Origin of the sequence: Vibrio sp. McD22-P3, from assembly GCF_021568915.1 — a bacterium.
GTDB lineage: Bacteria > Pseudomonadota > Gammaproteobacteria > Enterobacterales > Vibrionaceae > Vibrio > Vibrio mediterranei.
The window spans coordinates 1-13,291 of record NZ_JAKGTN010000002.1 but is presented as its reverse complement, the minus strand read 5'-3'; the positions used below and the strand labels follow the sequence as shown (position 1 = coordinate 13,291).

At 41.9% G+C, this 13,291-nt stretch carries 12 protein-coding genes; 8 read left to right on the top strand and 4 right to left on the bottom strand.

The window, feature by feature from the left end:
- Positions 1 to 4: 4 nt before the first annotated feature.
- The gene (locus L2W36_RS02155; RefSeq protein ID WP_006069718.1) at positions 5 to 1,222 is read right to left on the bottom strand and encodes an AAA family ATPase; all 1,218 of its coding nucleotides are present in this window, start codon (positions 1,220 to 1,222) and stop codon (positions 5 to 7) included.
- Positions 1,223 to 2,431: 1,209 nt separating this feature from the next.
- Between L2W36_RS02155 and L2W36_RS02150 the strand changes: the two genes are divergently transcribed.
- The 4 genes from L2W36_RS02150 to L2W36_RS02135 all read left to right on the top strand — a co-directional run bounded on the left by L2W36_RS02150 (position 2,432) and on the right by L2W36_RS02135 (position 6,247).
- Complete coding sequence (locus L2W36_RS02150; RefSeq protein WP_038227617.1) at positions 2,432 to 4,402, top strand: replication initiator protein RctB domain-containing protein; 1,971 nt, start codon at positions 2,432 to 2,434, stop codon at positions 4,400 to 4,402.
- 495 nt (positions 4,403 to 4,897) lie between these two features.
- Positions 4,898 to 5,098: a PA3496 family putative envelope integrity protein gene (locus L2W36_RS02145; RefSeq protein ID WP_236109205.1), complete on the top strand. Its 201-nt coding sequence runs from the start codon at positions 4,898 to 4,900 to the stop codon at positions 5,096 to 5,098.
- 137 nt (positions 5,099 to 5,235) lie between these two features.
- Positions 5,236 to 5,445 carry a DUF3283 family protein gene (locus tag L2W36_RS02140; protein ID WP_006069715.1) on the top strand — a complete coding sequence of 70 codons (210 nt, stop codon included), beginning with the start codon at positions 5,236 to 5,238 and terminating at the stop codon, positions 5,443 to 5,445.
- A gap of 85 nt (positions 5,446 to 5,530) precedes the next feature.
- Positions 5,531 to 6,247, top strand: a complete 717-nt coding sequence (locus tag L2W36_RS02135) for a YebC/PmpR family DNA-binding transcriptional regulator (RefSeq protein WP_038227619.1) — start codon at positions 5,531 to 5,533, stop codon at positions 6,245 to 6,247.
- Positions 6,248 to 6,370: 123 nt separating this feature from the next.
- On the opposite strand, the gene L2W36_RS02130 is transcribed toward L2W36_RS02135, so the two are convergent.
- Positions 6,371 to 6,613, bottom strand: a complete 243-nt coding sequence (locus tag L2W36_RS02130; RefSeq protein ID WP_063602859.1) for a DUF2798 domain-containing protein — start codon at positions 6,611 to 6,613, stop codon at positions 6,371 to 6,373.
- A 77-nt stretch (positions 6,614 to 6,690) separates the two neighbouring features.
- Here L2W36_RS02130 and L2W36_RS02125 point away from each other — a divergent pair, with 77 nt between their 5' ends.
- Together L2W36_RS02125 and L2W36_RS02120 are read left to right on the top strand one after the other, a co-directional pair.
- Positions 6,691 to 7,599 (top strand): LysR family transcriptional regulator, encoded by a 909-nt coding sequence (locus L2W36_RS02125; protein WP_236109204.1) that lies wholly within the window; start codon positions 6,691 to 6,693, stop codon positions 7,597 to 7,599.
- 10 nt (positions 7,600 to 7,609) lie between these two features.
- Positions 7,610 to 8,485, top strand: coding sequence for an NAD(P)-dependent oxidoreductase (locus L2W36_RS02120; protein ID WP_236109203.1), 876 nt, complete (start codon positions 7,610 to 7,612; stop codon positions 8,483 to 8,485).
- A 37-nt stretch (positions 8,486 to 8,522) separates the two neighbouring features.
- Here the strand turns inward: L2W36_RS02120 and L2W36_RS02115 are convergent, their stop codons facing one another.
- Both L2W36_RS02115 and L2W36_RS02110 read right to left on the bottom strand, forming a co-directional pair.
- Positions 8,523 to 8,909 (bottom strand): thiol-disulfide oxidoreductase DCC family protein, encoded by a 387-nt coding sequence (locus tag L2W36_RS02115; protein ID WP_063602856.1) that lies wholly within the window; start codon positions 8,907 to 8,909, stop codon positions 8,523 to 8,525.
- Positions 8,910 to 8,929: 20 nt separating this feature from the next.
- On the bottom strand, positions 8,930 to 9,703 hold the full coding sequence (locus L2W36_RS02110) for a DUF4344 domain-containing metallopeptidase (RefSeq protein ID WP_099046305.1): 774 nt from the start codon (positions 9,701 to 9,703) through the stop codon (positions 8,930 to 8,932).
- A 317-nt stretch (positions 9,704 to 10,020) separates the two neighbouring features.
- Here L2W36_RS02110 and gltS point away from each other — a divergent pair, with 317 nt between their 5' ends.
- Positions 10,021 to 11,247 carry a sodium/glutamate symporter gene (gene gltS / locus L2W36_RS02105; protein ID WP_006069707.1) on the top strand — a complete coding sequence of 409 codons (1,227 nt, stop codon included), beginning with the start codon at positions 10,021 to 10,023 and terminating at the stop codon, positions 11,245 to 11,247.
- Positions 11,248 to 11,483: 236 nt separating this feature from the next.
- Positions 11,484 to 13,291: VCBS domain-containing protein (locus tag L2W36_RS02100; protein ID WP_236109202.1), on the top strand; the 1,808-nt coding region annotated here is incomplete at its 3' end.

The window sequence follows — 13,291 nt, the reverse complement described above, 5'->3', positions numbered from 1 at the left end:
AACGTTACCCTTGATTCAATGATGACCAGTTGCTGTGAAGCACTCTTTCTAACTCTAGTGCACTTTTGTGTACTGCGTCTTGTGCTGTCGCCAGCGTTTTTTTACCACCTTCAAAGTCAGAAGCCGTTAAATCAAATACTGTGCTGTAGGTATCTGCGCAAGTTTCAAATGCCCTACTACGAGGAATTGTCGCCATCATAACTTGGTCACCAAGTAGGTAGTTCATCTCTGTTAAGACAGACACTTGTTTTTTATTATCATCTTCAAACATGGTCGGCATCAGACGAACAAATTCTAATCCTTTCCAATCTTCTGGGAACATCTCATAAACAGTCGGAAGGTGCTGGAAGAAATTGACTGTTGAAGCCCAATCTAAACGTTTAGCTGCACATGGAATAAGCAGAGCATTAGATGCATACATAGCGTTCCAAACTAGTGGATCAACGTGAGGGCCAGTATCAATCATGATGACGTCGAAGTCATCCGCGATTTTGTCAATCAACTTCTCTTTTAGTAGTTTAACAATATCGAGAGATTGGTTTTGAGAAAGGTTTTGCCATGCTTCCGCGTTAAACATCGCATCTTCAGGGAAGGCTGAAATCGTTTTTAGGTTAGGATACTGAGTTGGTAGCAAAACGTTGCGGCGTAAAAAATCAATATCAATATCAGTCCCTTCCGGTACATTTTCTAGCATTACATCTACCGCAGAATAGATGTTTTCATGTTCGGAAATACTGATTTGTGGATTCAAGAACAAACGAAGTGAACCTTGAGGGTCCAAGTCAATTAGACAGATACGATAGCGTTTGTCCAAGTTTAGCGCTAGGCAGGCAGCTAGATGAACTGCACTCATAGACTTACCAGTACCACCCTTTTGGTTTTGAACGTTAATAATCCACGGTTTATTATTGGCGCTTTGTTTACGTTCGTGAAATTTAGGTACCGCAGCCGCATCCATCAACATGTGTGCTTCTTGCAACGAAATAGAATAATGATTGGCATTATTTTTAGTAAATTGATGACCATTTGCTTCCATCTTACTGATGGCATCATCCAGTTTACGACGAGTCAGTCCAGAACGAGTTTCCATCATTGCTTTTGACATTGCAGGAAAGTGATCATCGCTTCGTTCTTCTAATACAATTTCGATGCGATCTGCTTGTACTTGCTGAGTTTGTTCTGCAAGTTGGTAGAGATTATCTATTGTTTGTTCTCTTTTCATACCTAAGTTCCAACCAAGTAACCTAATGAATTAATGTACAGCTATATCGTACATTCACATCAAAAAGCTGTCCACTCACTTAGTGTTGTTTTTTACAATAAATTGACCACATAAAAGCCAAATCGTGATTTTGCCTACAAAGCTGATGAAAAATACATCAAACAGTCCAAGTTATAATGAAGTGAAAGACACAGAAACCTCAACAGATTTCAAGTGTTACCACGTAACCTATTTACAATGTAAATAAAAAACATCTCGGAACGATTATAAATATTGGATAACTTACGGACTTTGTTGTTTCTACCTCAGTTATTTCAAATTAAGCGTCTTTTTAGGCACACAAATAATTGTTCATTGGTCAGTGAAGAAATGTTAGAACACCAAAAGACAAAACTCATGATCATAGTTCCGAAACTATAGAAGCATGATCAAGGGGAGTTTTAGAAACAGACGTTGGATTATTGGTCTGTTACGTCGATCATTTATCTTGGAAGAATGATCAAGTACTTTGTCACTACGGAAGCATGTAAATCTTCGACAAAATTACGGCTTATGCCCGATAGAACAAGGGATAGTGGTAAGATTCAGTGGTTAACGACAGAATTCAAAATGCAATAACAGGTTCAATAAACTTACTTGATCATGCTTCCTAATATATAAGGGTTAAAGCCATTAACGATGAAAAAGCGTCTGTTCGTTTATCTTTATTCAATTCGAGTAATATTTGAACAATGACTTTCATCAATTGCCTAAGACGACAAATAATTCTTCCACCTTGATCATGCTTTCGAGGTAAATTTATGATTTAAAAGATATTTACATTAAGCTATTCACAGCTTTTCTACTTTTTCTGTGGATAAGTTGTGATGACTTCATGATCATCTATCCGTAAGCGTAATGATCATATTTTCGGGCAGATGATGATCATGCCTCCAGAGTTCTATGATCATGCATTCGAAAAACAATGATCATCGTTTCGTAATTACCATGATCATGCGTCCGATTGCTTTTCATATTTTTTCTTTTAAAAACATGGGATTGCGGTAAATAAAAGTGTCAGATCATAAGATCACTTAATCATATTAGATCAGTATTATCAGTAAAGATCAGTTTATTAAGAGCAATAAAATAGATCTTTATTTATTCGGCATTATTCTTTATTCTATGGAACAATATCGAATTTACGGATAGTGTGATATAGATCCAATCATGAGCAACGATGAAAAATTATTGATCCGATCTCCACGAGATCACAAAGGCGGACATCTTTTTGAAGTGACAGAAACGTCTGTCGATTGGATTGAGCAGTATCAGCACTTCAAAGGCGTGACCAAGAGCATTTTGGAACTGCTGAATCTTATCTCTTTACGCGGATTCAGTTCTAAAGATGGTTACGTTTCAACTACCGAGTTAATCGACGCCACTGACGGTAAACTAACTCGTGCAGCTATTCAGCAACGTTTGAGAGCCGCAGTAAATATTGGTTTGTTTAGCCAACATGGTGTTAAGTTTGAGGAAGGCCTCGCTGGCAAAACGATGCTTCATCGGTTTATTAATCCCAATCAATTAGTATCCGTTTTGGGCGCAACCAGCCTGGTAACCGAATCGGTTAAGCAATCCGAAAAGCAAAAAAAATCAAAAGCATTGGCTCAAACACAAGTGAATAAACGCTTGTTGAATGAACATGGACTTTATACGCCACCAGCTATGCGCGATGAAGCAGATCAGTTTGTAGTATCTCCAACAAACTGGGCAGGCATTATCGATCAAGCACTCGCTCCACCACGTACACGTAAAAGCTATCAGAAGTCGATGGTATCCATCTCAGGTACAAAAGCGGTGATTGAAACTCGATCATCTAAGAATATCATGACTGTTGATGATCTTATGACGCTGTTTGCATTGTTTACGCTAACGGTGCAATACCATGATCATCACCACGAAGAGTATCACCTTGATGCTAAACATGTGCCTAACAAGACCCCTTTGTATATCACTGACATCCTTTCCCTTCGAGGTAAAAAAGATAGTGGCCCAGCACGTGATTCCATTCGTGATAGTATTGATCGAATTGAATTTACCGATTTCCAATTGCACGAGCTTACAGGTCGTTGGCTCAGCGAAAATATGCCTGAAGGATTCAAGAGTGATCGTTTTAGATTTCTAGCCAGAACGATCACTGCATCTGAAGAGGCACCACGTGAAGGCGCGGATGGTGAGATCAAGATCAAGCCTAATTTATATATCTTGGTGTGGGAGCCGTCGTTCTACGAAGAGTTATTAACGAGAGACTATTTTTTCTTGTTCCCGCCTGAAATTCTAAAACAGCATACCTTGGTATTTCAGTTGTATTCGTATTTCAGAAGTCGTATGGCCCGACGTCATACCGATACTCTTCTTCTTTCAGAGCTTAATCAAAAGCTTGCGCGTAACATAGAATGGCGACGCTTCTCGATGGATCTTCTTCGAGAGCTGAGAAAACTAGGGGAAGGATCCACAAGCAATGATCAATTTGATGTCAACTTATGGGGCTATCATCTGACACTACAATGCATGGATCCTGATGCTAAGCTACCAGATTATCAGGTTGATATTCGTTGTGATGTGGAAGAAGTATTGCGTTACTCAAGAGCAAGAACGACGAATGCAGGTAAGCGAAACATGGCACCAACCTTACCTAACCCATTACGCAATGAGTTAGTAACTCGTAAGCAACTCGACGAGCTGTCGACAATCATTGACGGTGAGTTCGAGCCAATTCAGCGTAAAGCACCGTCTCCAAGAGGAAACTTGGGGCGCAGAGTGAAGCAGAGAAAACACTTAGTTGAAATCAATGCGGATGAAATAACCATCATCTTATCTAAATATACTTCATCAGAAGCTCTAGAACGCAGTGTAACGGCACTGTCTGCCATGACAGGGCATTCGGTCGCCTCAATCAAACAAGAGTGCTCAGAGCTTATGGAGAAGCTGGATTGGTTGCGTGTTGATGACCAGGTCATTCCGTATGAAGTGCTAAGTCGTGTTGTGGAGTTATATAACTCTCGACAAGAAAACAAGCATTTGTCGATTGAACGACTGATCTCAGCGTTGGCCGTCCGTAAAAAAGTGTGTAAACAAGTGCACGAAGGGCATATCGATGAAACGGTATTTCGCGTGCTAGATGAGGTCGCTATTTAGCGCTAATTAACCCCTTGTTACACATAGTACTAACTTGTTAGGAATAACACATAACGCTGACAATAAGCTGACAAAGTAACAAGCGTGGTTGGCTAATATTTATTCCGAATAGACAACCTTTTGTCCTTTCTAATGAAATAAGTAGATTGGCTCATATTGTTACATTCATTCTGATATATTTTTTGCGAGTTCAATTTGGGCTCGCTTTTTTTTTGTCTGAAATTCGACGATTCCCCCCATTTCTGGGTGAGGTGAAATTAATATCTGGTGCGGGTTTAGAGGAGAAAAAAGGAGATCTCGATCAAGTTGATTTTCTGAGGTGGAATCTCCTAAATGTAATCCCACCGCTGATGGATTTCAAAGTTTAAAAACCGCTTTCTAAAACTTCTGTTTAGAACTATTGCCCCTATCACATTCTGACTCAGTTTTTCTTAACAACAAAATTGTCGTTTGCTACAGATTAGGTGTTCAGACATGGTTCATCAGGAGGTAACAATGTCCATTAATTCAATCGACCATGACGAAATGACATCCATGACAAGTAAGTGGGATCACTCTGAAGAAGTCCAAGAACACATACGTCCTGCGAAACAAGGAAAATCCGCAGAAGCTAGACGTCGCATTGAAGCGTTGAGGGAAATCAGAGAAAGTGGTCTAACTCTCGAAGAAGCAAGAGAGCTAGGCTTGATTCACTAATATTGGATAACCAGATAGGGTGGCTAAGGCCACCCTTTGTATTTTCTGTCTATCCCAAATAACACCCTTTCATTTGAGTTTAATACTTCATCAATGGTATATTCTGCTCCCTTGCCAACATCAACTGACTAAATACCATGTCCCATAATTTGTCGCTTCTCCCACCCTCTGAAAAGAATAAAGTTGAACTTGATAAACAAGCTTCCTTTGTTGTGTGGCAATTAAAAGAAGCCAAAGCGGGGCCTGAAGCTATACGCGAGCAACTCGAAAAGATAGCGGATGAGGCTGAACAAGCATGGTTTGAACAGTGTGTCGACAAATACAAAAGAATGATGGGAGTGATGTAAACGCCATTCACGGCGTTCACAATTGAATTGTACCGACGATTTGATAAAATCCTCCGCGTTAAAATGAATTAGAGAGAACATCCCGATGGGAAGAAGTTTTGAAGTGCGCAAGGCCTCAATGGCCAAGACTCAGGGCGCGAAAATTAAAGTTTATTCCAAGTATGGTAAAGAGATCTATGTAGCTGCTAAGAACGGTGGTGCTGATCCAGAAATGAACCTTTCACTTAAGCACCTGATTGCTAAAGCTAAAAAGGATCAAGTTCCTGCTCACGTTATCGATAAAGCACTAGACAAAGCTAGCGGTGGTGGTGGTGAAGATTACCAGCCTGCACGTTACGAAGGGTTTGGTCCTGGTGGCGTTAGTGTCATCGTTGACTGTCTAACAGACAATGGCAACCGTACTTTCCAAGATGTTCGCCAATGCTTTGTTAAGACTGGCGCAAAGATTGGTAGCCCTGGTACTGTGGCTCACATGTTCGATCACCAAGCGGTATTCCAGTTTAAAGGTGATGACGAAGAAGCAGTGCTTGAAGCTCTTATGATGGCAGATGTTGATGTAACGGATATCGAGCTTGAAGATGGCGTCATCACGGTATTTGCACCACATACTGAGTTCTTCAAAGCGAAAACGGCATTGAATGCTGAATACCCAGACCTAGCGGTTGATGTAGAAGAAATTACGTTTGTACCGCAAACTCATACTGCAATTGCTGGCGAAGATGCTGAGAAATTCCAAAAATTCCTCGACATGCTAGATGACTGCGATGATGTTCAGCAGGTTTACCATAACGCAGAGCAGTAATACGCTCGTTATGAAGAAAAAAAGAGTCGACATAGTCGGCTCTTTTTTATTGCCGTTTTTTCAGTTCTAAACGGCGACTAAATATCATGCTCTCAGAAGCATGATCAAGGTACTCTCCCATGATCATGCTTCCTTGCTTTTGATCTTTCTTGGAGCGCATACCCAAGCTGCGAAGTTTCTCACTTGAGGCAAGACCGTAAGGTTTAACAACAATGCACATGGCCAAGCAATAAGAAAACTCTGTAGCCATATCGGTGGCCATGCGCTACTAAAGCCCATTTTGTATCCTGAGATAATGCCGGACATCATGATTCCCATAGTTAGAGATGAAAGTAGGGCTGATACCCAAAATTGTTTTTTACTCATTGTTATTCTCCTGTTGATTTTTGTTATAAGAAGTATAAACCTATTCATAAATAGATAATATTGGGTAATTTAGAATTGTGGATTCCATATTTGGGTATATAGATGACGTCTACTTGTTTTGTAAGGTCGTGGAACACGGCTCAGTCTTAAAAACCGCTAATCTATTGGGCGTGCCTCAATCGACAGTATCAAGACGTATCTCATCACTTGAGGAGCGTTTAGGACTGCGTTTGCTAGAGAAGAAGGGTAGGGAATTAGCTGCGACCGAAATTGGTAAGCTCGTTTTCGATCAACTGAGCAGTGGTATCGAGCAGCTCGAAATAGGGTTGGGTAATGTAACGGAGCAAACGGAGCAGGTTGCTGGTACGGTACGTTTGTCCGCCCCTCACAGTTTCTATCATTCTTTCGTAGCGCCTGTGGTTGAAGGATATTTAAAACAATACACTAAAGTTCACATCGATCTCGCTTTAAACCATGATCAGCTAAAACCACAAACGAATCGAGAATTGCTGATTACGTTTGACATCAGTGAGATGGATGATCTTATTGCTCGACCACTGTTTACAGCACGTCACGGCTTTTTTGCTAGCGCTGAGTACTTAGCAAGTCGCAGTCAAATTACCCACATTGAGCAGTTACAAGAGCTAGATTGGCTTGCCATAGATAACAGTCAGAAGCTGGCGATTTACCGTGATGACGCTCTTGAGCAAAGCATGACGATAAAACCTAGGCTTGTTGTTAATGATATCCAAGCGTTACTCGATGCAGTTGAGCGAGGCTTAGGAGTCGCATCACTGCCTTTACGACATGTGCGTGGCAACTCAAATTTAGTTCATCTGCTGCCTGAGCACTATCGTAGTGACCGACAGGCATTTTTGGTGTACAAAGATAGGAAATACCAACCAAAGGCCGTCAAATCGCTAATAGACGCGATTTTATCTAGTGCAGATACGATGGATGCCGCGGTAAACCCCACCAGCAATTAAAGGAGTACAAATGAAAGTTAGTTTTATTGGATTAGGCGTTATGGGATACCCAATGGCTGGTCATTTGGCTAAAGCAGGATTTGAGGTTTGCGTATTTAATCGCACTACAGAAAAAGCGAAGCGCTGGGCGGAAGAATACAATGGTCGATATCATGAAGCAGTGGCGGATTGTGTTAAAGACGCCGATGTGGTGGCGGTATGTGTTGGCAACGATGATGACGTTAGACAGATGACCACATCCGCGACAGGTGCCATTGCGAGCATGAAGAAAGGGGCTATTCTCGTTGATCATACGACTACATCAGCAGTGTTGGCAGAAGAACTTGGAGTTGCATGTGATAAAGCGGGTGTCCATTTTATGGATGCGCCCGTATCAGGTGGACAGGCTGGAGCAGAAAATGGTGTGCTAACCATTATGTGCGGTGGCGAACAAGCGACTTTTGATGCTCTGCAGCCAGTATTTGATGCTTACGGTAAGTCATCGGTCTTGATGGGGACTATTGGTCAAGGACAACGAGCAAAAATGGTTAACCAAGTATGTATCGCTGGTGTTCTAACAGGGTTGTCTGAGGGATTAATACTCGCGCAAAAGAGTGGCTTAGATATTCCTTCATTAGTTGATTGCTTGAAAAATGGTGCGGCGGGTTCTTGGCAGATGGAAAACCGTGCCAAAACTATGGATGAAGATAAGTATGACTTTGGCTTTGCCATCGATTGGATGGTTAAAGATCTCGGTTTTTGTTTGGATGAAGGTGCTCGTCAGGGCATTCGACTTCCACTGACGGAACAGACGGTCGAAAGATATAAAGCACTCTCTTCGCAAGGTGAAAATAGATCAGATACGTCTGTTTTACTTAAAGCTGTTCGCAAAGACGCTGAATCGTGACGTTTACAGTGTAAATAAAACGTTGAGCGGTAGTCGACTAATCAAGCCGACACCGCTCACATCGTTTCTTTCCAGTCAGCCAGCCTGATATCTGGTAGCGATTACGAGCAAATTTCAGGTACGCCCAGTCGCAAATAGGCTTGAAGAGTGGCCATCGTGTGAATCCATATAGATAGGGTTTTCCTACTAAGCTCCATGCTCTATGAGTAACGTCCAAACCGAGAAGCAATTTTCCTTCTGTATCGTAGGCATGAAGGCGCTCTGATGCTTCTTTGGGATCGATATTAGGAAAGGCCTCAAACTCTGTAGAGAAAATGTCGATAAGTTTGATGGCTAGTGCTTTGTCATGATGCTTTAGAGATTGCATTTCTTTGACACAAAGTGGGCAGGTTCCATCAAAAAACACGATGAGTTGGGTCGACATATCAATTCCTTTCTTTGTTTTTAGCTTTTGTCTTCTTTTATTCCTAATACTTGTTTCCAGTTCATATCGATCTGTTGGAAAGTCATTTCACATTTATCTTTTTGCTCCTCTCTATAGTCTTCTTCTATCTCATCCAGAAGCGTGGCATGGCTCTCTGGGTCACTACCATATACTAGACAAAGTGTGCTGAAATAACGTTGTAGATCAAAACTATGTTCACCGATATACTCGGCAAAATCGTAATAGTCGGGTCGGTCTTCGGATTCAAAGGAAAACATATCTGCAGCGCTGATAGTGGCATCGGCACCGTTTTCTACGTAGTTGAGCATTAACACTGCCGCAAAGTTATCTACGGCATCTTCTTCTTTACCTAGAATAGCAATGCCATGATCTGCGACGTAAGCATGCCCTGCTTCATGCAACAAAGTATGAAGCAGAGTATCAAGCGCTCCATCCTTAGCTGGTTTGCCAAATTTCTTTTGGTAATCGTTGTTTAAAAAGTAGTTGAGTGAGTCGGTATAGAATTCATACGGAATATGCACGACATGAGCTTGAGGATCGTAAAGTGGTCCATCATCACCGCCATATTGAATCGTTAGATCGTTGTTAAATGGAAAGTAAGCATCTGAGAGCTGTACCACGAGCTCATTTATTTTGCTTTGTTCGATTGCAGTTTTCGCTTGTAGTTCTGACGTTGTATTTGTATCGCCATAGCTAATATTGACAGCGCTTATTGCTGTTAATGGTGCCAATAGAGCAACTGAAAAAACAGTCCTTGTTAGTATAGATTTCATTCCGTTATCCATATATTCGATGGTTCAATTAGTCGCAATGGCCTGTCTGTGGTACACTGCGCGATTAATTTAGTGTAGTTCTTCTTTTTATATTCATAAACTCAATGTAGCCAATAGGTTAACAGTGTTTCTGTTGATTAACTATGGCCACATATTTGCCGATTCTTCCCGGCACCTTAAGAAGTTATAGATAGTCTAAACAAGGTCGTTTGGTGTCTGCGTAAAGCGAGTCGCCATCTATTCTATTTCTACTACACTTTACAATTTAGTCGAACCTCATTAAGGAAGATGAGCGATAAAGCAAAAAAAGAGGTTATATGAACAACACCATCTCTGTTGGCACGTTAGAATCTTTTTTGATCGCTATCAGCGTTCTTTTTCTGGGACACATCATTAATAGTAAGCTCCCTGTTCTAAAAAAATACAACATTCCTGAACCCATCGTTGGTGGATTAATCGTTGCCCTTATCATTACGGTTTTACACTTTAACAACGTTAATCTTGAGTTCTCGTTACCCTTGCAGAAAACATTTATGTTGATGTTTTTTAGCACCGTAGGACTGGCGGCTAACTACACCCAACTGATGAAAGGTGGCGCTAAAGTCTTTGTCTTTTTAGCGGTCGCATCGGTATATATTATTATCCAAAATAGTGTCGGAGTTGGATTAGCCACCATGCTCGGCTTAGAGCCGTTAATGGGGTTAATTGCGGGCTCTATTACCTTGTCGGGCGGACACGGTACTGGGGCTGCTTGGGCTCAAACCTTTACTGAGACTTACGGCATCAGCAACACACTAGAAATTGCGATGGCTTCTGCAACCTTTGGTCTAATTATCGGCGGTATTATTGGTAGTCCGGTTGCACAACGACTCATTGATAAGAATAACTTTGAGTCAGAGTATGGCCGAGGCAATGATACTCATGAGCGCTTCCCTGAATTGGTAACTTATAACGAGTACGAAAGAGATCGCGTGACTGCTAAAAAGGTTATTGAAGTTCTGTTTATCTTACTCATCTGTGTGACTGGAGCGAAGTATTTACATGCGTGGGTTAATACATTTGAAATATCTTGGTTAATGATTCCTGACTTCGTTTATGCGTTATTTATCGGTGTTTTCATTACCAACATCTGCGAAGTGACCAAAAGTTATAAAGTGGATGCAGAAACGGTCGATATTCTCGGTACGGTGTCATTATCGCTTTTCTTAGCAATGGCATTGATGAGTCTTCAGCTGTGGAACATCTTTGATCTGGCTATTCCTTTCTTAATCATACTGTCTGTTCAATCGGTTATTTTGGGGCTGTTTGCTTATTACATTACGTTTAGAGTGATGGGCAAAAACTACGATGGAGCGGTTATAGCCGGTGGCCACTGTGGGTTTGGTTTAGGGGCTACGCCGACAGCGGTTATGAATATGGGGTCTATTGTTAATCGATTCGGTCCATCTCCTCAAGCCTTTATGGTAGTGCCTATTGTGGGAGCGTTTTTCATTGATATTGTGAACCTAATCATCTTACAAGGATTTATCACTGTAATTGGCTAAGATTAAGCTTAAAACATTCATCAAAAAGTCTCGTATTTGCGAGACTTTTTTCGTTTTTGAGACAAACGAAAAATACTTCCCCAAAAAGTTTCATTTCGTCAACTAATCTGATATCTAAATGTAAAATAAAAGTAAAATTTCGAGCTTGGGCATATGTCCATCCGCGCAAGCAAGGCTGGCTAGAACTGATAAAAGATATTGTTTCCTGGCGTCGGAAGCAATTCAAGGAGTAGATCATGAGTGCGTTGTCTCTATTTGGGTTGGCAAAAGTGTCTGGTACGTTAGTAATAGATGCTCAAGGAAAACTCACCATCCTTCCTGAAGGAACAGAACCAAGACCTGGGGACGTTGTTATCAACGTTTTGAACGATACAGAAGTCGGAGAGGATATAGACCTTGTATTGATTCAAGAAGATGGGGAAAACCAAGAGATAGATGTCTCTGATATTGATGCCGAAGAAATCATCGCTGCCATTGAGGCTGGAGAAGATCCGACTCAAAATGAAGAACAAGCTACTGCTGCAGGTGAAGCCAATGGTTCAAGCCCAACGACTACTGGCGCTATCGAGCGTGATGATTCGCAAACTCTAGCTAAAACTCAGTTCGACACCTCTGGCCTTGAGGCGCAAGGACTAACCGCGACGCAATCTAATACTCTTCTTCAGGTACTCGTTAACTCAGCTCCGCAAATTCTTAGTGAAGCCTTAGCAGGAAACGTTGTGGAAGCAGGTCATAACTCTGACGGTAGTGATTTTGACGGTACGGCTGAGCTGACAGGTCAGCTTTCAGCAACCGACCTTGAATTTGACGATGCAACGTTAACATGGGATGTGATTTCTACTCCGGACAATCTATCTGACTTCGGTGAGTTTGAGCTAGCTGATAATGGGCAATGGACCTTCCGTTTAAATAATGACTCGGATGCCACACAAGCTTTAAACGTCAATGATACTGTCACACTCTCCTTTACCGTCCAAGTCACCGACCCTTTAAACTCCTCTACGTCACAACCATTTGTAATCACTATTACTGGCACTAACGATAAACCTGTTATCAGTGCAAATAGCGAAATCAGTGGTGACGTTGTCGAAGCTGGACACAATGATGACGGTTCAGAGAACATAGGAACGTCATCGGTGAGCGGACAGTTGAATGCCACAGATGTAGACTCTCCAGTCGAAAGTTTGGTTTGGTCAGAAGACGGCGATGTGTCTTCTACATATGGCGATTTTTCGATTACAGAAGCCGGCCTCTGGACATTTGAACTAGACAACACTGCAGATGAAGTTCAAGCCTTACGAGAAGGACAATCAACTTCTCTTGAATTCAAAGTCAAAGTCACTGACGACCAAGGTGTTGATGTCTTTCAAACGATTGTTATCAATATCCAAGGTACGAACGACAAGCCAGTAATTGACTCAGAATTGGTTACAGAAGGCGAAGTAAGAGAGTCTGGGCATTTTGACAATGGTACTGAGGATGCCGGAGCACCAAGTACAGGTGGTCAACTTTCAGCGACAGATGTGGATTCTTCTAACCTAACGTGGAGCCCAGTAGGCGACGTTAGCAACCCGTACGGCACGTTCAGTATCACTAGCGATGGCTTATGGAGTTTTGTTATTGATAACGAAGCGGATGCCGTAGAAGCGTTAGCTGAAGGTGACGAAGTTCCTCTGAGTTTTACCGTTCAAGTTGAAGACGAACAGGGCGCGGTGGTTACTCAAACTATCTCGGTGACTAGCAATGATGCACCAGTCATAGACGATGTTGACAGTAAAGGTCGAGTACGTGAAGCCGGTGATGATGACAACGGTAAAGCTGTCACAACAGGTTTTATTGATGCGTCGGATGTCGATAACGGAGCGGAGCTGAGTTTCACACTCAAAGAGCCAGCAGACACCACTTACGGTACATTCACTGTTGATGAAGAAACCGGTGACTGGCGTTATGAGCTGAAGGATGATCTGCCTGCGACCGATGCGTTGGCAGAAGGTGAGAAGAAACGTCTTGAATACACGGTAGTCGTGGAAGATGAACATGGTGC

Bases quoted from the DNA above. Each gene is read 5' to 3' on its own strand.
- L2W36_RS02150 (WP_038227617.1), top strand. From the start codon at position 2,432: ATGAGCAACGATGAAAAATTATTGATCCGATCTCCACGAGATCACAAA.
- L2W36_RS02155 (WP_006069718.1), bottom strand. From the start codon at position 1,222: ATGAAAAGAGAACAAACAATAGATAATCTCTACCAACTTGCAGAACAA.
- L2W36_RS02120 (WP_236109203.1), top strand. From the start codon at position 7,610: ATGAAAGTTAGTTTTATTGGATTAGGCGTTATGGGATACCCAATGGCT.
- L2W36_RS02110 (WP_099046305.1), bottom strand. From the start codon at position 9,703: ATGAAATCTATACTAACAAGGACTGTTTTTTCAGTTGCTCTATTGGCA.
- L2W36_RS02140 (WP_006069715.1), top strand. From the start codon at position 5,236: ATGTCCCATAATTTGTCGCTTCTCCCACCCTCTGAAAAGAATAAAGTT.
- gltS (WP_006069707.1), top strand. From the start codon at position 10,021: ATGAACAACACCATCTCTGTTGGCACGTTAGAATCTTTTTTGATCGCT.
- L2W36_RS02135 (WP_038227619.1), top strand. From the start codon at position 5,531: ATGGGAAGAAGTTTTGAAGTGCGCAAGGCCTCAATGGCCAAGACTCAG.
- L2W36_RS02130 (WP_063602859.1), bottom strand. From the start codon at position 6,613: ATGAGTAAAAAACAATTTTGGGTATCAGCCCTACTTTCATCTCTAACT.
- L2W36_RS02145 (WP_236109205.1), top strand. From the start codon at position 4,898: ATGTCCATTAATTCAATCGACCATGACGAAATGACATCCATGACAAGT.
- L2W36_RS02115 (WP_063602856.1), bottom strand. From the start codon at position 8,909: ATGTCGACCCAACTCATCGTGTTTTTTGATGGAACCTGCCCACTTTGT.